Annotated in this window: 18 protein-coding genes; 2 read left to right on the plus strand and 16 right to left on the minus strand. The window is 60.8% G+C overall.

What is annotated here, in order from left to right; translation table 11 throughout:
• Positions 1 to 42: 42 nt before the first annotated feature.
• The 3 genes from plsX to QRN50_RS06430 are packed head-to-tail and all read right to left on the minus strand — an operon-like array spanning position 43 to position 1,793.
• Positions 43 to 1,065: a phosphate acyltransferase PlsX gene (plsX, locus tag QRN50_RS06420; RefSeq protein WP_024643102.1), complete on the minus strand. Its 1,023-nt coding sequence runs from the start codon at positions 1,063 to 1,065 to the stop codon at positions 43 to 45.
• Between the two features lie 4 nt (positions 1,066 to 1,069).
• A complete protein-coding gene (rpmF, locus tag QRN50_RS06425) occupies positions 1,070 to 1,252 on the minus strand; it encodes a 50S ribosomal protein L32 (RefSeq protein ID WP_002552688.1) in 183 nt (60 codons plus the stop codon).
• Between the two features lie 13 nt (positions 1,253 to 1,265).
• A complete protein-coding gene (locus tag QRN50_RS06430; RefSeq protein ID WP_003390869.1) occupies positions 1,266 to 1,793 on the minus strand; it encodes a YceD family protein in 528 nt (175 codons plus the stop codon).
• A gap of 106 nt (positions 1,794 to 1,899) precedes the next feature.
• Between QRN50_RS06430 and QRN50_RS06435 the strand changes: the two genes are divergently transcribed.
• Entirely contained in the window at positions 1,900 to 2,478 is a 579-nt protein-coding gene (locus tag QRN50_RS06435; protein WP_024639320.1) for a Maf family protein, read from the plus strand.
• Positions 2,479 to 2,533: 55 nt separating this feature from the next.
• On the opposite strand, the gene sppA is transcribed toward QRN50_RS06435, so the two are convergent.
• From sppA to rluC, 3 genes are read right to left on the minus strand one after another with little or no spacing between them, the layout of a single operon-like run.
• Entirely contained in the window at positions 2,534 to 3,532 is a 999-nt protein-coding gene (gene sppA / locus QRN50_RS06440; RefSeq protein ID WP_011267147.1) for a signal peptide peptidase SppA, read from the minus strand.
• Between the two features lie 24 nt (positions 3,533 to 3,556).
• On the minus strand, positions 3,557 to 4,219 hold the full coding sequence (locus tag QRN50_RS06445; protein WP_096126674.1) for an HAD-IA family hydrolase: 663 nt from the start codon (positions 4,217 to 4,219) through the stop codon (positions 3,557 to 3,559).
• Positions 4,209 to 5,165 (minus strand): 23S rRNA pseudouridine(955/2504/2580) synthase RluC, encoded by a 957-nt coding sequence (rluC, locus tag QRN50_RS06450; RefSeq protein ID WP_003317474.1) that lies wholly within the window; start codon positions 5,163 to 5,165, stop codon positions 4,209 to 4,211. Before rluC ends, QRN50_RS06445 begins: the two co-directional genes overlap by 11 nt.
• A gap of 717 nt (positions 5,166 to 5,882) precedes the next feature.
• Between rluC and rne the strand changes: the two genes are divergently transcribed.
• Positions 5,883 to 9,197 (plus strand): ribonuclease E, encoded by a 3,315-nt coding sequence (rne, locus tag QRN50_RS06455; protein WP_431191735.1) that lies wholly within the window; start codon positions 5,883 to 5,885, stop codon positions 9,195 to 9,197.
• A 154-nt stretch (positions 9,198 to 9,351) separates the two neighbouring features.
• On the opposite strand, the gene murB is transcribed toward rne, so the two are convergent.
• From murB to QRN50_RS06505, 10 genes are all read right to left on the minus strand, one after another.
• Positions 9,352 to 10,371, minus strand: a complete 1,020-nt coding sequence (murB, locus tag QRN50_RS06460; RefSeq protein ID WP_024642747.1) for a UDP-N-acetylmuramate dehydrogenase — start codon at positions 10,369 to 10,371, stop codon at positions 9,352 to 9,354.
• Positions 10,372 to 10,405: 34 nt separating this feature from the next.
• Positions 10,406 to 11,170 (minus strand): 3-deoxy-manno-octulosonate cytidylyltransferase, encoded by a 765-nt coding sequence (gene kdsB, locus QRN50_RS06465; RefSeq protein WP_024639315.1) that lies wholly within the window; start codon positions 11,168 to 11,170, stop codon positions 10,406 to 10,408.
• Positions 11,167 to 11,352 carry a Trm112 family protein gene (locus tag QRN50_RS06470; protein WP_002552679.1) on the minus strand — a complete coding sequence of 62 codons (186 nt, stop codon included), beginning with the start codon at positions 11,350 to 11,352 and terminating at the stop codon, positions 11,167 to 11,169. Before QRN50_RS06470 ends, kdsB begins: the two co-directional genes overlap by 4 nt.
• 17 nt (positions 11,353 to 11,369) lie before the next feature.
• On the minus strand, positions 11,370 to 12,365 hold the full coding sequence (gene lpxK, locus QRN50_RS06475; RefSeq protein ID WP_054091479.1) for a tetraacyldisaccharide 4'-kinase: 996 nt from the start codon (positions 12,363 to 12,365) through the stop codon (positions 11,370 to 11,372).
• Positions 12,365 to 12,796 (minus strand): flagellar polar localization protein PocB, encoded by a 432-nt coding sequence (gene pocB, locus QRN50_RS06480; RefSeq protein ID WP_003317468.1) that lies wholly within the window; start codon positions 12,794 to 12,796, stop codon positions 12,365 to 12,367. The genes lpxK and pocB overlap by 1 nt, the downstream gene beginning before the upstream one ends.
• The gene (gene pocA, locus QRN50_RS06485; protein WP_011267143.1) at positions 12,793 to 13,509 is read right to left on the minus strand and encodes a flagellar polar localization protein PocA; all 717 of its coding nucleotides are present in this window, start codon (positions 13,507 to 13,509) and stop codon (positions 12,793 to 12,795) included. Before pocA ends, pocB begins: the two co-directional genes overlap by 4 nt.
• Before the next feature lie 42 nt (positions 13,510 to 13,551).
• Positions 13,552 to 15,768 carry a DNA internalization-related competence protein ComEC/Rec2 gene (locus QRN50_RS06490; RefSeq protein WP_024651332.1) on the minus strand — a complete coding sequence of 739 codons (2,217 nt, stop codon included), beginning with the start codon at positions 15,766 to 15,768 and terminating at the stop codon, positions 13,552 to 13,554.
• Between the two features lie 136 nt (positions 15,769 to 15,904).
• The gene (locus QRN50_RS06495; protein WP_054091477.1) at positions 15,905 to 16,693 is read right to left on the minus strand and encodes an ABC transporter permease; all 789 of its coding nucleotides are present in this window, start codon (positions 16,691 to 16,693) and stop codon (positions 15,905 to 15,907) included.
• Positions 16,690 to 17,622: an ABC transporter ATP-binding protein gene (locus QRN50_RS06500; protein WP_011267141.1), complete on the minus strand. Its 933-nt coding sequence runs from the start codon at positions 17,620 to 17,622 to the stop codon at positions 16,690 to 16,692. The genes QRN50_RS06495 and QRN50_RS06500 overlap by 4 nt, the downstream gene beginning before the upstream one ends.
• A 183-nt stretch (positions 17,623 to 17,805) precedes the next feature.
• Positions 17,806 to 18,429: a glutathione S-transferase gene (locus tag QRN50_RS06505; RefSeq protein ID WP_058822894.1), complete on the minus strand. Its 624-nt coding sequence runs from the start codon at positions 18,427 to 18,429 to the stop codon at positions 17,806 to 17,808.
• Positions 18,430 to 18,504 lie beyond the last annotated feature (75 nt).

The following is an 18,504-nucleotide window of genomic DNA, read 5'->3' on the forward strand; positions in this document are numbered from 1 at the left end:
ACTGATCGGTTGGATGACTGACCAGTCTGATGCGTCACATTTTCAGGTTCGGCCGTCCTGAAACATCGTTTCAAGCCGCCCCTTCAAACGCTGTGGCAGGTTTTCACGGGATTCGACGACCGCTCGCTGAATCGCACTCTGAAAACCTGAAACACTTGCAGAACCGTGGCTTTTCACCACGACCCCCTGCAATCCGAGCAGGCTCGCACCATTATGACGGGCGGGCGCCAGGTCGGTCTGCAAACGCCTCAACAAGGGCAACGCCAGCGCGCCGACCGCTCTGCTGAGCAGATTGCGCTGGAACAGCGTCTCGATTCTGGCCGCAATCATGGTCGCCAGCCCCTCACTCGACTTGAGCAACACGTTGCCGACGAAACCATCACACACCACCACGTCAGCCTCTCCCCTGTACAACCCGTCGCCTTCGACATAGCCAATGTAGTTAAGCCCCGAGGCAGCCTGTAAAAGACCGGCAGCACGCTTGACCTGCTGATTGCCCTTGATGTCTTCAGTGCCCACATTGAGCAAGGCCACTCTGGGCGTTGCGACACCAAGGATCTCGGCAAGCACCGAGCCCATCACTGCAAACTGATAGAGCGCCTCGGCGCTGCAATCGACGTTCGCCCCCAGGTCCAGCAACTGGCAATGACCCGAGCGAGTGGGAATGGCTGCGATCATTGCCGGGCGGTCGATCCCTGGCAAGGTCTTGAGCACAAACCGGGAAAGCGCCATCAGCGCACCGGTATTGCCGGCACTGACACATGCCTGGGCCTGACCGCTGGCCACCAGCTCGAGAGCAACGCGCATGGAGGAGTCAGGCTTGCCACGCAACGCCTGAGACGGACGCTCGTCCATCGCAATCGCTTCACTGGCATGAATGACACGCAGGCGCGAACGATCCACGGCTTCATGAGCAGAGACGAGTTCTTCAATAAGGGAGGCTTGGCCGACAAGGGCCAGGTGAAGCGAGGGAGTAGCTGTCAGGCACGCGAGGCTTGCCTGAACAATGTTGCGGGGACCGAAGTCCCCGCCCATTGCGTCGATCGCGATGATCGGAGCGGACAAGAAATTACTCGTCAGCGCCCTTGTCGATCACTTTACGACCACGGTATACGCCTTCTGGCGATACGTGGTGACGCAGGTGAATTTCACCAGTGGTCTTTTCTACCGACAGAGTGCTTGCCTCAAGAGCGTCGTGCGAACGACGCATGTCACGGGCAGAGCGGGATTTTTTGTTCTGCTGAACAGCCATAATTGATTAACTCCTAAACGTTTGGGTCACGCTTTAACTGCGCCAATACACTGAACGGGTTGGACCGCGTTACCTCGTCCACGCTCGGTTCGGGCTCATCGAGACCCGCCGGTTGCTGGCATTCTTCAGGATGATGAGCAGGCACAATGGGCAAGGCGAGCAATAGCTCCTCCTCGATCAATGCCAGCAGATCCAAAGGATCTTCGCCCAGTTCCAGCACGTCATAACCTTTCGGTAACGACTGGGTATTCGCACCCTCCTTCACCACAACGTAACTGCATTCGCTGTGGATCGGCAGGGTCACCAGCTCAAGACAACGCTGGCAAACCATCTTGACCGGGACGTCTATCGAACTGTGGATAACCACAGAACGGCGTTCGTCACGCTCAAAAACGAATTTCGCCTGCACCGTACCGACAGTGTCGGCAAGCGGGTCGCAGAGTCTCTTCAGATCGCCCAGCAGCACTTCACCCTGAAGGGTAGTGCCGCGATCGGACAATTTGCGCGGGTCAACGTGAGATGGAATCGGGTCATTCAACATAGGCGCAGCATTCTAGGGATGCCCCCCGGGCATGTCAAAGGAAATTCAGGCCTGTTCGTCACTCCGACCACTCTTTAGAATCAACGCTCAGCCTACGGAGAACCGCATGCCATCCCTGCTCCTCGCTTCCAGCTCCTCATACCGCCGCGAACTGCTCGCCCGCCTGCGCCTGCCATTCACCTGCAGGTCTCCGGATATCGATGAAAGCCGGCGACCGGACGAGGCCGCATTCGACCTCGTACAGCGCCTTGCCCGGGAGAAAGCCGAAGCACTCGCTGCGGAGCATCCTCACCACCTGATCATCGGCTCCGACCAGGTCGCCGTCCTTGACGAACAGGTCCTGGGCAAGCCGCACAGCTTCGAACGCGCACTGGAACAGCTGACGGCGGCGAGCGGCAAAAGCGTGACCTTCCTGACCGGCCTGGCCCTGTTCAACAGCTCGACCGGCGAGTGCCAGGTCGACTGCGTGCCTTTTACAGTGCACATGCGCGAACTCGACCGGGCCAGCATCGAACGCTACCTGCATGCCGAACAGCCCTATGACTGCGCGGGCAGCTTCAAGGCAGAAGGCCTTGGCGTCAGCCTGTTTCGCAGCACCGAAGGCAGCGACGCGACCAGCCTGATCGGTCTCCCCCTGATACGTCTGGTGGACATGCTAATAAAGGAAGGCGTCAGCGTACCCTGACACTCAGACAAAGAACCCGGCCAGTGGCCGGGTTCTTTATATCTGCATCAAGCCATCAACGCAGGCTTGGGCCGTTGAAACCGACCAGCATGGCAATTCGCTCGGCGATGCTGGTGCCCAGCTTTTTCGAAAAGCGATCGAAAGGCGACTCTTCGACGGTGTACTCGACGATGTCCTTCTCCTTGATCACATCCCGCGCGACATAGCTCGCACTGCCCAACCCATCCACCAGACCGAGCGCAACAGCCTGCTCGCCGGTCCAGATCAGCCCGGAGAACAGCTCTGGGTGGTCCTTGTCCTTCAAGCGGTCGCCACGACCCTGTTTGACACTGGCAATGAACTGGCGATGAGTCGTGTCCAGCACACCCTGCCAGAACTGCGTTTCGTCAGCCTTCTGTGGCTGGAACGGGTCAAGGAACGCCTTGTGCTCGCCGGAGGTATAGGTACGACGATCAACGCCGAGCTTGTCCATGGCTCCGACAAAGCCGAAACCTGCTGCCGTCACACCGATCGACCCCACCAGACTGGCCTTATCGGCATAGATCTGGTCAGCGGCGCTGGCGATGTAATAAGCGCCCGAAGCACCGAGATCGGTAATGACCGCATACACCTTGATGTCCGGCTTCGCCGCGCGCAGGCGACGGATTTCGTCGTAGACATAGCCCGACTGCACAGGACTGCCGCCCGGGCTGTTGATACGCAGAATCACACCCTTGGTCTTTTCATCCTCGAAGGCCTTCTGCAGCGCAGTGACGATGTTCTCGGCACTGGCCGCCTCCTTGTCGGCAATCACGCCCTGCACATCGATCAGCGCAGTGTGACTGGAACGGCGCGAAGTGCCGCCCTCGAAATCCAGCATCGGAACGATCACTGCAACAAACAGGAACGCGAACGTCAGCAGCTTGAAAAAGATCCCCCAGCGACGCGCGCGGCGCTGTTCCTGAACACTGGCCAGCAGCGTCTTTTCAAGAAGCTTCCAGCTTTTAGCCTCTTCCCTGCCATTGATGCCCTCGTCCGCGCTTTGCGAAACGGGTGCCTTCCATTCGTCAGACATGTTCCAATCACTCCAACCCGAAAACTAGACGCTGCGCCCGTTCAACCAGGTGCGCAGCTCGGAAAAATGCTCGATAGCCAGCCGCGGCTCGAACTGGCGCAGCGACTCCAGCGGCTGAGCGCCATAACCCACCGCAACCGAATCCATACCCGCGTTGCGAGCCATCAGCAGATCGAACGAAGCATCGCCGATCATCAGCGAACGCTGCGGCGTAACCCCGCAGTGCGCCATGATCTCGTTCAACATCAGCGGATCAGGCTTGCTGGCGGTCTCGTCGGCCGCGCGGGTAGCATCGAAGTAATCCAGCCAGCCATTGGCCTTCAGCACCCGATCGAGCCCGCGACGCGCCTTGCCGGTAGCGACCGCCAGACGATAGCCGTCCTCGCGAAACGCCTGCATCGACTCCACCACACCCTCGAACAGCGGCGACGGCACGCTATCCATTGCCATGTAACTGTCCGCGTAGTGCTGCCGAAATTCGATCAACTGATTGCCACTGATCTGCGGATACAGGGTTCGAATCGCCTCGGGCAGCCCCAGACCGATAATCCCCTTGATCGCCGTATCGTCGCGCACTTCAAGATCGGTCTCGATGGCCGCCGTGCGCATCGACAGGATGATGCGCCCGACCGAGTCGGCCAGTGTGCCGTCCCAGTCGAAAATCAACAGATCGTAATCACGGCGCACTCAGACGCTCCACTGTTTTGGCCCACATGTCATCGACAGGCGCCTGCACATTAAGTTTGCTGCCATCGGGCATCGGCACCGTCAGCATGTAGGCATGCAGAAACAGACGCTTGCCGCCCAGATCGCGAATTTCGCGACTGAAATTCTCGTCACCGTACTTGGTGTCACCTGCTATGGCATGCCCCGCATGCAAGGTGTGCACACGGATCTGGTGAGTCCGCCCGGTGACCGGCTTGGCTTCGACCATGGTGGCAAAGTCGCCGAAACGACGCAGCACCTTGAAAATCGTCAGGGCTTCCTTGCCCTCTTCATTCACTTCGACCATGCGCTCGCCGGAGCGCAGGTTGCTTTTCATCAATGGCGCACGCACCTGCTTCAGCGCCGTTGCCCAGTTACCGCGGACCAGCGCCATGTAGCGCTTGTCGACGCCGTCGCCGCGCAGGGCTTCGTGCAGATGCCGCAGCATGCTGCGTTTCTTGGCGATCATCAGCAGACCGGATGTATCGCGATCGAGGCGGTGCACCAGCTCGAGCTCCTTGGCATCCGGGCGCAACTGGCGGAACGCTTCGATCACGCCGAAGCTCAGGCCGCTGCCGCCATGCACGGCAATACCTGCAGGCTTGTTGAGCACGATAAGCGCCTTGTCTTCATAGACGATCGCCGCTTCGAGACGCTGCAGCAGCGCCTGCGCAACCGGCACGGGCTCGTCGCGCTCAGGCACGCGCACAGGAGGAATGCGCACGATATCGCCTGCCTGCAACTTGTACTCCGGCTTGATCCGCCCCTTGTTCACACGCACTTCGCCTTTGCGCAAAATGCGGTAAATCAAGGTTTTGGGCACACCCTTGAGATAAGTGATCAAAAAGTTATCGATGCGTTGACCGGCAAGTTCCGGGGCAACCTCAACCAGCTGGACGCCGGGGGTTGGAGGGGCAATATTCGTCATGCCGCAAATGATAACAATTTTTTATGGATTTGAAGCACTTAATGATTGCTGCTATAGTCGCGAACGCCGCCAAAAGCGGCCGGACAGCGGACCAACGGTTGACAACCGGCCCTGACCAACGCAATTCACAAGGACGGGAGGCCGTCCTACGCGGTGTTCGGTGACAACGGAGCACGCTGAAAACGTAACAAGCGCAGGTGACATGAGGCCGGAAACACGCCTGACAGCAGAGCAGACAGCTCGCGGCCAGTGCGGACAGTTCATGGCCAGTTCACAAAGTGCAGTCGCTTTCAGACGCTACGAGCGAATGCTTCGGGAACAACGCCTCAAGCCATGATGCGCGACCTTCCCTATCGAAGGTCGCGGTAAATGCCAACCCGCTGCGGATTCTGCGCGCGGCAGCACCCGAATTATCAGGGATACGTGTAGGGTGGAGACGCACAACCATCGGACTGTGTAGCACAAGGCTTGTTCTAGACGCTTCATCTCGTCCGCTACCGATGGTCGATTCCTCCTCCTGACAAAGCTTTTGCTGAAAGGGGTGTCTTATGCCACCACAGCAAGCAGGAAACGTCGTCGCGACCCTCCGCCCCCTCTGGGCGAGGACCTCGCTAGACACTGGAGTGTCCAACCACTCCTGACGTGCCCTGACACCGACCGTGAGAAGTCGTGTGTGCCGAACGCCGTTTCCGGCAGCCCGGAAACCGACGGTACTACATGAAAAGAATGCTGATTAACGCAACTCAACCCGAAGAGTTGCGTGTTGCACTGGTAGACGGCCAGCGCCTCTACGACCTGGACATCGAGTCAGGTGCACGCGAGCAGAAGAAGGCCAACATCTATAAAGGCCGAATCACTCGCATCGAACCCAGCCTTGAGGCTGCCTTTGTCGATTTCGGCTCTGAGCGCCACGGCTTTCTGCCCCTCAAGGAAATCTCCCGCGAGTACTTCAAGAAAGCCCCTGAAGGCCGCGTCAACATCAAGGACGTCCTGAGCGAAGGCCAGGAAGTCATCGTTCAGGTCGAGAAAGAAGAACGTGGCAACAAGGGCGCAGCCCTGACCACCTTCATCAGCCTTGCCGGCCGCTACCTGGTTCTGATGCCCAACAACCCTCGTGCCGGCGGCATCTCGCGTCGTATCGAAGGTGAAGAGCGCAACGAACTGCGTGAAGCCCTCAATGGCCTGATCGCGCCAGCCGACATGGGTCTGATCGTTCGTACTGCAGGCCTGGGCCGCAGCAGCGAAGAAATGCAGTGGGACCTCGATTACCTGCTGCAACTGTGGACCGCCATCAAGGAAGCGTCCCTCGATCGCTCCGCCCCTTTCCTTATCTACCAGGAAAGCAACGTCATCATCCGCGCTATCCGCGACTACCTGCGTCAGGATATCGGTGAAGTCCTGATCGACAGCATCGAAGCCCAGGAAGAAGCACTGACCTTCATCCGTCAGGTGATGCCGCAGTACGCCAGCAAGATCAAGCTTTACGAAGACAGCGTCCCGCTGTTCAACCGCTTCCAGATCGAAAGCCAGATCGAAACCGCCTTCCAGCGCGTTGTCGAACTGCCTTCCGGCGGCTCCATCGTCATCGATCCGACCGAAGCCCTGGTGTCCATCGACATCAACTCGGCGCGCGCCACCAAAGGCAGCGACATCGAAGAAACTGCCCTGCAGACCAACCTTGAAGCGGCTGAGGAAATCGCCCGTCAACTGCGTCTGCGTGACATCGGCGGCCTGATCGTCATCGACTTCATCGACATGACGCCGGCCAAGAACCAGCGCGCCGTGGAAGAGAAAGTCCGCGAAAGCCTGGAAGCCGACCGTGCCCGCGTGCAGATCGGTCGTATTTCGCGCTTCGGCCTGCTGGAAATGTCCCGTCAGCGCCTGCGTCCATCGCTGGGCGAAAGCAGCGGCATCGTCTGCCCTCGCTGCAACGGCACCGGCATCATCCGTGATGTTGAATCGCTGTCGCTGGCCATCCTGCGCCTGATCGAAGAAGAAGCCCTGAAAGACCGCACTGCCGAAGTGCGCGCTCAGGTGCCGATCCCGGTCGCGGCCTTCCTGCTCAACGAAAAACGCAACTCGATCACCAAGATCGAACTGCGCACCCGTGCCCGCATCATCATTCTGCCGAACGATCAGCTGGAAACGCCGCACTTCGAAGTTCAGCGTCTGCGTGATGACAGCCCTGAAGCGCACAGCAGCCAGACCAGCTACGAAATCGCTGCTGCCGCTGCCGAAGTGGAAGAAATTGCCCCGCTGGCCGCCGCAACCCGCACCCTGGTTCGTCAGGAAGCAGCCGTCAAGACTGCCCCGGCTCGTGCCAATGCTCCGGTCCCGGTAGAAGCCGCAGCCCCTGCACCAACGCCTGCACCGGCACCCGCCGCTCACGAGCCAAGCCTGTTCAAGGGTCTGGTGAAATCCCTGGTCAGCCTGTTCGCGACCAAGGAAGAGCCTGTTGCTCCGGTCGTGGTCGAGAAACCTGTTGCAGAACAGCGTCCAGCCCGCAACGAAGAACGCCGCAACGGCCGCCAGCAGAGCCGTGGCCGCAACAATCGCCGCGACGAAGAGCGCAAGCCTCGTGAAGAACGCGCCCCCCGCGAAGAACGTGCAGAGCGCGCACCTCGCGAAGAGCGTGCGCCGCGTGAGGAACGTGCACCTCGTGAAGAGCGCACCGTTCGCGAACCGCGTGAAGCCCGCGAGGAGTCGACACCGCGCGAAGAGCGTCCAGCCCGTACCACCCGCGAGCGCAAGCCACGTGAAGCGCGCGAAGATCGCCCGGTTCGCGAACTGCGCGAGCCTCTGGATGCCGCCCCTGCGGTGAGCCTAGCTCGTGAGGAGCGTCCTGAACGCGCACCCCGTGAAGAGCGCCAGCCGCGCGCACCTCGTGAAGAACGTCAACCACGCGCCGAACAGGCCGCGGCTGCCGTGAGCGAAGAAGAGGAAGTGCTGCTCAACGAAGAGCAGACCAACGACGAGAACCAGGAAGGCAACGACGGTAGCGAAGGCGACCGCCCTCGCCGCCGCTCGCGTGGCCAGCGTCGTCGCAGCAATCGTCGCGAGCGTCAGCGCGATGCCAATGGCAACGTGATCGAAGGCTCCGAAGAGAACGGCAACGAAGAAGAAGGCAGCGCCACCGATCTGTCGGCGGGTCTGGGCTTCACCGCCGCAGCTTCCGCTGCCAGCAGCGTGATCAGCGCGCCTGCCGAAGCCGACGCGCATCAGCAGGCCGAACGTGCCAACAGCAACGCAGCCACTGCGGACGCCGAGCCTGTGCATCAGGAAACTGCTGCCGAAGCGCCTGTGACTGAAACGTCAGTAGCTGAAACGCCAGCCACCGAAGCACCGGTTGCCGAAAAAGCACAGACCGTTGCCGAGCCGACTGTCGAAGCACCGGCCGTTGAAGCCCCTGTGGCAGACGATGCTCCTGTAGCGCAGCCTGCTCCAGAGGTTGAAGTTCAGCCGGCAGCGGTCGAAGCACCTGCGATTGCTGCACAGTCCGAACTGTTCGAAGCACCTCACGCAGAACGCGTAGTGCCGTTCAAGCCGACGCCAGAGCCAGCACCACAGGCGCCGGTCGAAGCAGCGGCTCATGAGGAAGTGCCAGCCACTGAATCATCCGAACTGCCAACGCCTGCACCTGCTGCTGTCGTCGAGCCGGTAGCGCTGAAAGAAGAACCTGCTCCTTACGTCGCGCCTCAGCCGGTCGTTGAAGAACAGGCTCCGGCCCCACAAGAGCAGGCACCTGCGGCGGTAGAAGCAGCGCCTGCACCAGTGGTCAGCAGCACGGGCCGCGCACCGAACGATCCTCGTGAAGTTCGTCGCCGCAAGCGTGAAGAAGAAGCACGTCGTCAACAGGAAGCCGCTGCTGCCAGCGCTCCAGTCGTCGAGGCGGCGCCTGCTGCCGCTGAAGCAGAATCGGCCCAGCCTTCACCGGCAGCCGAGGAAAAAACCGAAGAAGCGGCAACTGAGCAACCAGCAGTTAAACCGCAACATGAAGCCGAGAAAGAAAACGAGCCTAAACCCCTCGTCTAACCCCGGCCCATGAAAAAGCCCCGCCTGTGCAAACAGGCGGGGCTTTTTCATGTCCGTTGATTGAGGCTTGCACCACGCTCATCTTCAATACGCGGCGCTTGATCTGATCTCTTCGCGAGCGAGCTCCCTCTCACAAGAGACCATCCCCAGGCTATCAGTAGAGGTTCGGCTCCATTTCCAGCTCGACACCAAAACGTTCAGCGATGTCGGTCTGTATACGGCGCGCCAGACTTAGTAGCTGCAAGCCACTGGCCTGCCCATAGTTGACCAGCACCAGCGACTGGAGCTTGTGCACGCCGGCGTCACCATCGCGATAGCCCTTCCAGCCTGCCTGCTCGATCAGCCACCCGGCCGCCAGCTTCACTCGACCATCGTCCTGCGGGTAGCCGACGACGCCTGGGTGCTGCTGTTTGATCGTTGCGTACAGTTCGGCAGTGATAATCGGGTTTTTGAAGAAACTGCCGGCATTGCCCAGCATTGCTGGGTCAGGCAGCTTTTCACTGCGAATGGCGCAGATCGCACGGCTGACATCGAACGGCGTCGGCCGATCGATACCCTGCTCGTCGAGACGCTGACGAACCGGGCCATATTCGAGGTGCAGGCGAGCTACGCGACTGAGCTTGAAACGCACACGCAGGATCAACCAGCGCGCGACCTGATGCTTGAACACGCTGTCGCGGTAGCCGAACGCACAGTCCTGCAGAGAAAACTCGCGCAATTCGCCGGTTTCACGATCCAGCGCAGTCAGGCTATGGAAGACATCCTTGATCTCGACGCCATAAGCACCGATGTTCTGCATGGGTGCCGCGCCAACGGTGCCTGGGATCAGACTGAGGTTTTCCAGCCCCGCCAGCCCCAGCTCCAGACAGGACTGCACGAACGGATGCCAGGGCTCGCCAGCTTCTGCCTCGACAATCGACTCGAGACAGTCCTCGTGCACGATGCGAATGCCGCGGCTGGCCATGCGCACCACCAATGACTGCACGTCAGCGCTGAGCAGCAGGTTGCTGCCACCTCCAATCACCAGCAGCGGCACGTCATGCCTGGCCGAGTAGGCCAGCGCCTCGCGAACATCATCATCGCTGTGCGCTTCGGCAAACAACCGGGCCTGAACATCCACACCGAACGTATTGAACGGCTTGAGGGAAATCGCTGATTGCACCTGCAAGCTCATGCCCTCGCCTTCCCGGAACACTGGACGAAGCGCATCAACCCTCCAGCAAGCGCCTTACGCGCTCCAGGTCTTCGGGGGTATCGACGCCACCGGGTGGCGCTTCAAGCGCGTCGGCAACGTGAATTCGCACGCCATTCCACAGCGCCCGCAATTGTTCCAGGCTTTCGGTGTTTTCCAGCCAGCACGGGCCCCAACTGACGAAGTCATGCAGGAAACCCGCACGATAAGCGTAGATCCCGATGTGCCGACGATAAGGCACGCCGGCAGGCAGCTGGTCGCGATTTGCTGCAAGCGCATCGCGCGCCCACGGCAAGGGAGCCCGGCTGAACGTCAGCGCCAGGCCGTTGATGTCCGTAGCCACCTTGACGATATTGGGGTTGAACAACGCGGCCACGTCGTCGATAGGCTCGGCCAGCGTGGACATGCCGGCTTCGGGATGGGCGGCCAGATTGGACGCCACCTGATCGATCACCGCAGGCGGGATCATCGGCTCGTCGCCCTGCACATTGACGACAATCGCGTCAGCCGCCAGGCCCAATTGCGCGGCCACCTCGGCCAGACGATCGGTGCCGGAGTTGTGATCGTCGCGCGTCAGCAGCACTTGGGCACCAAAAGCCTGACAGGCTTCGACAATGCGCGCATCGTCGGTGGCAATCACCACGCGTTCGGCGCTGCTCTTGCAGGCCTGCTCCCAGACCAATTGAACCATGGGTTTGCCAGCAATGGTTTTCAGCGGCTTGCCCGGAAAGCGGCTGGAGCCGTAGCGCGCAGGAATGACAACGGTAAACGCTGCGGTCATTTTTCCAGCCGCTCGTCGGTGCTCAGGGTGCGAGCTTCGCTTTCGAGCATCACCGGGATGCCGTCGCGCACCGGATAGGCAAGGCCTGCGCCCTTGCTGATCAGCTCGGTCTTGTCGGCGCTAAGCTTCAATGGTCCCTTGCAGACAGGGCAAGCGAGGATATCGAGTAGTTTGGTGTCCATAGGAGATCCTGAAGCAATCATGGAGAAAGACGTAGCAGTTGCTGGTCGAACCAACCGACAAAGGCATCGGAAGGTACTGCATCCACTGCCAGATACCACCAGTCATCAGCGGCAAAGGCACGACACTTCACCGCATCCTTCTCGGTCATGACCAAGGGCAGCGCGGGTGCAAATGTCAGCGCTTCGGCACTGTAGACAGCATGGTCGGCGAACGCGTGAGGCACCGGTCGCCAGTGTAATCCTTCGAGGGTATTGAAGAAACGTCGGGGATTGCCGATTCCGGCGACCGCATGCAGCGCCTGCCCGGCCGGGAAATAATCCACTGGCTGACGTTCGCCACTGCGCAGATTGATCAGTGCCGAAGGCTTGAGCCTGAAGGCATAGCCGTCGTCCCTGTCAGCCGTGGCACCGTTATAAAGCAAGGCGTCGACACTGTTCAGCCGCTCGGCCGGTTCGCGCAACGGCCCGGCAGGCAGACAGCGGCGATTGCCCAGACCACGGGCGGCATCGATCAGCACCAGTTCCAGGTCGCGGGCCAACCGGTAATGCTGCAAGCCGTCGTCGGAAAGAATCACATCCAGCGATTCGGCAGCGAGCAAGGCTTGTACGGCGCGACTGCGATCCGGATCGATCATCAGCGGCACACCGCAGCGCTGCACGATGAGCAACGGCTCGTCCCCCGCCTCGCTGGCACTTTGTTCAGGCAGGACACGCCACGGCAGGCTTGGCGGCTTGGCGCCGTAGCCACGGCTGACCACACCGACACGCAAACCGCGACGGCGGCAATGCTCGATCATCCAGAGAATCAACGGCGTCTTGCCCGTGCCACCGACGGTGATATTACCCACCACAATGACCGGCACCGGCGCTCGATAGATATCACCTTCGCCCGCCAGAAACCGCGCCCGTTTGCGCTCTACGACACGCCGGTAAAGACCTTCGAGCGGGCGCAACAGCGCCAGCGCAGGGTGGCCCTTGTACCAGGCGTCGAGCAAACGGTCAGTGAATGCCATCAGTTAGCCGGTGTGGCCTCGACAGTGGTCATGCGCAGATGACTGAAGCCCAGCTTGCCCGCCGCATCCATGGCCGTGATGACCGACTGGTGCGGGGTCTTGCCGTCGGCGCTGATCGACAGCGGCAGGCTGGTATCGCCCCCCGACTCGCGCTGCAGCGCCTCGATCAGCGTCGCCAGGTCGTTTTTTGGCAACAACTGATTGTTCAGCGAGAAAATCCCGTCGGCGTTGATGGCAATGTCCAGCTGTTTGGCGCTGGCATCCACGTCCGGCGTTCCGGTTACGGCCTGGGGCAGATCCACCCGCAACTGGGTTTCACGGGTAAAGGTGGTCGTCACAATGAAGAACAGCAGCAGGATGAACACCACATCAATCAGAGAGACCAGATTGATGTCGATGTTTTCCCGGGGTCTGCGACGGCGAAATTTCACTTCTTCTTGCCCCCGCCCGCTCTGGCCAGCGACTTGAGATCGATCTTGGCGTCGATCAGATCGACATCGCGGTCGCCCTGCACCACTTCAACCAGACGAATGGCCTGTTGTTCCATGCCGACTACCAGCTCATCGACGCGGCTCTGCAGAAAGCGATGAAAGAAAATCGCCGGGATCGCTACGATAAGACCCGACGCGGTACAGATCAGCGCCTTGGAAATACCACCTGCCAGCACACCGGCATTGGCGGTGGCCCCGGAGCTGTTGAACGAGCCGAAGATATCGATCATGCCCAGCACCGTGCCGAGCAAACCAAGCAACGGCGCCATGGCAGCGATCGAGCCCAGTGCGCTGAGGTAGCGCTCCAGTTCATGAATGACCCGGGCAGCGGCTTCTTCGATGCATTCCTTCATGATCTCGCGACCATGCCTGGAATTGGCCAGCCCTGCGGCAAGGATTTCGCCCAGCGGCGAGTCAGCGCGCAGCTGCTTGAGCTTTTCGCTGTCCAGCTTCTGTTCCTGAATCCACTGCCAGACCTGCCCGAGCAGGTGCGGTGGCGTGATACGGCTGGCACGCAACGTCCACAGGCGCTCGATGATGATGCCGGCGGCGGCGATGGAGCTCAGAATAATCGGCAGCATCATCCAGCCGCCAGATTTGACCAGTTCCCACACAGTGATCACTCCCTCGAAAAATTGGCGCCACTCTACCATAGGGTCGCCAAGTGCCGAACGCCGAGATCGATATCCATTCACTCAATCACGCCAGAAGCGCCGTTGCGCGCGCTCGGCCTGTGGCGTTCCGAATGTCCCCAGTTGCAGACGGACCGCGCCCAGCTCGGCACTGTCGTAACTGGCGATGCCCAGGCCTCGATAGCGCGCCATGACCAACGGATGCGGGTGACCGAACGCGTTGTTGCGACCACGGGAAATCAGCACGCCAACCGGTGCCACGGCGCGCAGAAATGCTTTGGACGACGAGGTACGGCTGCCGTGATGCGGCGACTGCAACCAGTGGGCACGAAGGTCGAACCCGCTGTCGATCGCCGCACGCTCGGCGTGCACGTCGATATCGCCCGCCAGCAGCAGACGCTCGCCCCTGGCGTCGACGCTGAGGATGCAGGAGGCCGGATTGCCGTCAGGCCCCTGCTCCCAGCGCCACGTGGAAAACACCACGCCATCCCACTCCCAGCGTGCACCGCTCTCGCACAGTCGGGCGTCGAGTTGCGGCGCGAGGCGGGCCAGCTCACCGCCTAGCACGCGGGCCACCGGAAAGGCCTGATGAACCGCTGCTGCACCTCCGGCATGGTCTGCGTCGGAATGGCTGATCAACATCAGGTCAAGATGGCGGACACCCGCCTTGCGCATGGCGGGCACGACCACGCGCTGACCGATATCGAACTCACCGAAACGTGGACCTGCGTCATACAGGAGTGTGTGATTGCGGGTGCGCAGGAGAATCGCCAGGCCCTGCCCCACATCCAGTTGCAACACATCGACCTGACCTTCAGGCACTGATTCGAGCGGCGGAAAAACGCACAGCAACAGCAACGGCCAGCCCAGCGGACGCAGGGGCACGCCCTTGGGCAGCAACAGGAGCAAGGCTCCGAGCAGACTCAACCACCATGCCCAGACCGGCACGGCACTGGGCAACCAGGCCGGCAATGCGGCGGCCACCGCGCCGAGGAATACGAACAGCCCCTGCAGCGCCCCGCCCGCCAGCCAGAGCAGACCTTCCCCGACCACGGGGACTGGCAGCAACAGCGTTCCGAGCAATGCCGGCGGCAGGACAATCACGCTGACCCAAGGCACCGCAAGCAGGTTGGCAAACGGGCCGCTGAGGCTGATCGGCAGGTTCAGCGCCAGCAGGATCGGCAACAAGCCAACGGCGATCAGCCATTGCGCCCGTGTCCAGCTTTGCCACCAGCTCCAGGCGCCAAGACGCCCGCTGAAAATCAGGATCAGAATGCCGACCGCCGCGAAGGACAGCCAGAAACCCGGCTGCAGCGTCACCAGCGGCTCGAAGATCAGCACCGCGTTGAAGGACAGCAACAAAGGCCAGACCACGCCCAGGTGACGAAAACGCAAGCGCCACAGCAGCACCATCGCGACCATCACACAGGCTCGCCGGACCGGCACCTCGAAACCGGCCAGCAGTCCGTAGCCCAGTGCAGCACTGAACGCCAGTGCACACGCCGACGGCAGCCAGGGCAAAAAGCGTGGCCACAGCCCCCAGCGCGCCAGGCCTGCGACCAGCGCGTAGATCACCCCGGCCAGCAAACCGATGTGCTGGCCGGAAATGACCAGCAGATGCACAGTGCCAGTATCCTGCAACACCTGCCAGTCGGTGCTCGACAGCCCTGAGCCATCGCCCAGCACCAGCGCAGCCAGACCGCCCTCCCGGCCCTGCGCATCGACCGTCAGAAGACGCTGACGAATGGCATCGCGCCAGGCGGCACGCGCAGGTGCCAACAGCTGACCATCCACCACCGTGCCGGTCGCACCGATGCGCTGCGCCAGTAGCCAGGCTTCATAGTCGAAAGCATCCGGATTGACCAGCCCGGCCGGCCGCTTGAGTTTGACCGCCATGCGCCAGCGCTCGCCGCTGTTTACGGGCTGGCCGCCGTACCACGCCACGCGGATTCGCGCCGGCAGCCTGGCACGTCGTGACCAGGCATCTTCCAGTTCAAAGCGCACCACACCTTCGGCGACACTCGGCAAACCGACCACCTTGCCCTGCACCCACAGCGTCTGACCATCGAGACGCTGCGCCAAGCGGTCACTCAATGCCCACTGCGCCGAAACGCAGGCCCAGGTGAAACCGAGCAGAAAGAACGCCAGCGGATAGGTACGGAACGGCAGCAACATCAACGCCAGTATCGGCATCAGCAGCAGAAGCCAGGCCGGCGGCAGGGCCGGTAGAAAACGCAGGGCAAGCAGCCCGAGCGCGAGCGCGATCATCCCTGTGCGCATGACGGTTCCTTGCAGCGGAAAGCCTCAAGAATCAGCGCACAGGGGAAATGTCGGAAGGGGTGGTGTGTTGCAGAATCTGAACGGCCGGTCCCGGCCAGCGCTCGACCCGCCAGCCTGGCGGGTCGAAGCCAATGTGTTACTGACGCATACCGCGACCGCTCACCAGCAACTTGGCGCAGCCGATATACAGCACGAAGGTCGCCACGATCATGAACGCCAGGGCGATGCTGATCTTGATGTCGGAGACGCCCAGAATGCCGTAGCGGAAGGCATTGACCATGTGCAGGACCGGGTTGGCCAGCGACACGGTCTGCCAGAACGGTGGCAACAGGTTGATCGAGTAGAACACGCCGCCCAGATAAGTCAGCGGGGTCAGGACGAAGGTCGGGATGATCGAGATATCATCGAAGTTGCGCGCAAACACTGCGTTGATGAAGCCCAGCAGCGAGAAAATTGTCGCGGTCAACACCACCACGATAATGGTCACGCCCAAGTGATGTACTTGCAGGTCGGTGAAAAACATCGACAGCATGGTGACGATGAAACCGACCATCAGACCACGCAATACACCGCCCAGGGTGTAACCGACCAGAATGGTGTGCGGCGAGACCGGCGACACCATCAGTTCTTCGATGGAGTGCTGAAACTTGGCACCAAAGAAGCTCGAGACCACGTTGCCGTAGGAGTTGGTGATCACCGACATCATGATCAGCCCCGGCACGATGTACTGCATGTAGGTAAAGCCACCCATGTCGCCGATCTGGCGACCGATGAGATTACCGAAAATCACGAAGTACAGGACCATGGTGATGGCTGGCGGCAGCAGGGTCTGCGGCCAGATCCGCATGAAGCGGTGTACTTCACGGTAGACGATGGTTTTCAGGGCGATCAGATTGGGGCGCAACTCGCCGTTGGGTACGGTCATACCGCCACCTTCGCGAGGTTTTTTTCCACCAGGGACACAAACAACTCCTCAAGGCGATTGGATTTATTACGCAGGCTCAAGACTTCGATGTTCTGGAAGGCGAGCTGACTGAACAGTGCCGTGATGCCGACGTTCTTGTCGACCTGCACTTCCAGGGTGTGGCTATCGAGCAGGCGGCAAGGGAAACCGGGCAATTGTGGCGCGCTCTGCCAGGAGGCCTTGAGATCGAGCACGAACGTCTCGACGGTCAACGTGCTGAGCAGCTGCTTCATGCCGGTGTTCTGCACGATCACCCCGTGGTCGATGATGCCGATGTTGCGGCACAGCTGTTCGGCTTCTTCCAGGTAGTGCGTGGTGAGGATGATGGTGATGCCTTTGCTGTTCAGCTCGGTGAGAAAGGTCCACATCGAACGGCGCAACTCGATGTCCACACCTGCGGTGGGTTCGTCGAGGATCAGCAGGCGCGGCTCGTGAATCAGCGCACGGGCGATCATCAGGCGCCGCTTCATGCCGCCGGACAGTGAACGCGACGGCACATCGCGCTTTTCCCACAGCCCCAGCTGCGTCAGGTACTGCTCGGCGCGTTCCTTGGCGATTTTCGCCGGGATGCCGTAGTAGCCCGCCTGAGTGACGACGATGTCGAGGGTCTTCTCGAACTGGTTGAAGTTGAACTCCTGCGGCACAACACCGATGCACCGCTTGAGCGCAGCGGGCTCGCGATCCAGGTCGTGGCCAAAGATGTTCACCGTGCCACTGGTCTTGTTGACCAGCGTCGAGATGATGCCGATGGTGGTGGATTTGCCAGCGCCATTGGGGCCCAGCAAGGCGAAGAAATCACCTTCGGCGACGTCCAGATCGATGCCATTCAAGGCCTGGAAACCGTTGCCGTAGGTTTTGGTTAACTGCCGAATGGACAGAGCGGAAGACATATCGGGAAAGGTACTCATCAGAAAAAGGAATTGAAGATGACTGTCACCAGCCGCCTGCCGTGACGACCCAGCCGCGCAATGGTGCTCGGCTGCGTCGTTCAAGTACAGACACATCTGTTAATAGTAAATATCGAGCGCCGGACATGCGCCCGATCAGCCCTTTCGCCTGTTCACATCACATGCTCAGGTCAACGGGGTCATGACCGCCTTGCGATAAGCCGGGCGCGTCTTGAGACGCTCATACCAGGCTTGGAGGTGAGGCAGCGGCGGACGTTCAATCGGCATTTCAAACCAGCCGTAGGCGAAGCATCCCAGGGGAATATCGCCCATGCCGAAAGCATCGCCAGACAGATAGGGCTGTCGCGACAGCGCCTCGTCGGCCACCAGCAGCAGGCTGTGCAGCGTCTTGATGCCTTGCTTGATGGCCGGCCAGTCCTGTTTCTCGGCCGGCGTGCGCACCACGCCCCAGAACACCGGGCTGAACGGCGCGGCGATGGTCGAGGTGGTCCAGTCCATCCACTTGTCTGCATTGGCGCGGGCCTGCAGGTCTGCGGGGTATAAATCAGAATCGGGGGCATGCCGGGCGGCCAGATAGCGCACGATGGCGTTGGACTCCCACATCACGAAGTCGCCGTCTTCAATCATCGGAATCCGGCCGTTAGGGTTTTTCGCGCGATAGGCCGCTTCGTTGACCAGGCCGAATGCACCACCAGCGTCCTGCGTCTCGTAGGGTACGCCCACTTCCTCGGCAATCCAGAGTGCCTTGCGCACATTGCTGGAATTCTTCCGTCCCCAGATCTTGAGCATTGCGTTCCCCTCGCAGTCGCTGATAAATAAAGGCTCACAGTCTACCCCTAAGCGGCGGCAACTTCCTCGTCAACC

The organism is Pseudomonas sp. MEJ108 (assembly GCF_030208985.1).
Taxonomy (GTDB): domain Bacteria; phylum Pseudomonadota; class Gammaproteobacteria; order Pseudomonadales; family Pseudomonadaceae; genus Aquipseudomonas; species Aquipseudomonas fragariae.

Coding starts and splice junctions, on each gene's coding strand:
- rpmF (WP_002552688.1), bottom strand. CDS start 1,252: ATGGCTGTTCAGCAGAACAAAAAATCCCGCTCTGCCCGTGACATGCGT.
- QRN50_RS06430 (WP_003390869.1), bottom strand. CDS start 1,793: ATGTTGAATGACCCGATTCCATCTCACGTTGACCCGCGCAAATTGTCC.
- QRN50_RS06435 (WP_024639320.1), top strand. CDS start 1,900: ATGCCATCCCTGCTCCTCGCTTCCAGCTCCTCATACCGCCGCGAACTG.
- sppA (WP_011267147.1), bottom strand. CDS start 3,532: ATGTCTGACGAATGGAAGGCACCCGTTTCGCAAAGCGCGGACGAGGGC.
- rluC (WP_003317474.1), bottom strand. CDS start 5,165: ATGACGAATATTGCCCCTCCAACCCCCGGCGTCCAGCTGGTTGAGGTT.
- rne (WP_431191735.1), top strand. CDS start 5,883: ATGAAAAGAATGCTGATTAACGCAACTCAACCCGAAGAGTTGCGTGTT.
- murB (WP_024642747.1), bottom strand. CDS start 10,371: ATGAGCTTGCAGGTGCAATCAGCGATTTCCCTCAAGCCGTTCAATACG.
- kdsB (WP_024639315.1), bottom strand. CDS start 11,170: ATGACCGCAGCGTTTACCGTTGTCATTCCTGCGCGCTACGGCTCCAGC.
- QRN50_RS06470 (WP_002552679.1), bottom strand. CDS start 11,352: ATGGACACCAAACTACTCGATATCCTCGCTTGCCCTGTCTGCAAGGGA.
- lpxK (WP_054091479.1), bottom strand. CDS start 12,365: ATGGCATTCACTGACCGTTTGCTCGACGCCTGGTACAAGGGCCACCCT.
- pocA (WP_011267143.1), bottom strand. CDS start 13,509: ATGGTAGAGTGGCGCCAATTTTTCGAGGGAGTGATCACTGTGTGGGAA.
- QRN50_RS06490 (WP_024651332.1), bottom strand. CDS start 15,768: ATGCGCACAGGGATGATCGCGCTCGCGCTCGGGCTGCTTGCCCTGCGT.
- QRN50_RS06495 (WP_054091477.1), bottom strand. CDS start 16,693: ATGACCGTACCCAACGGCGAGTTGCGCCCCAATCTGATCGCCCTGAAA.
- QRN50_RS06500 (WP_011267141.1), bottom strand. CDS start 17,622: ATGTCTTCCGCTCTGTCCATTCGGCAGTTAACCAAAACCTACGGCAAC.
- QRN50_RS06505 (WP_058822894.1), bottom strand. CDS start 18,429: ATGCTCAAGATCTGGGGACGGAAGAATTCCAGCAATGTGCGCAAGGCA.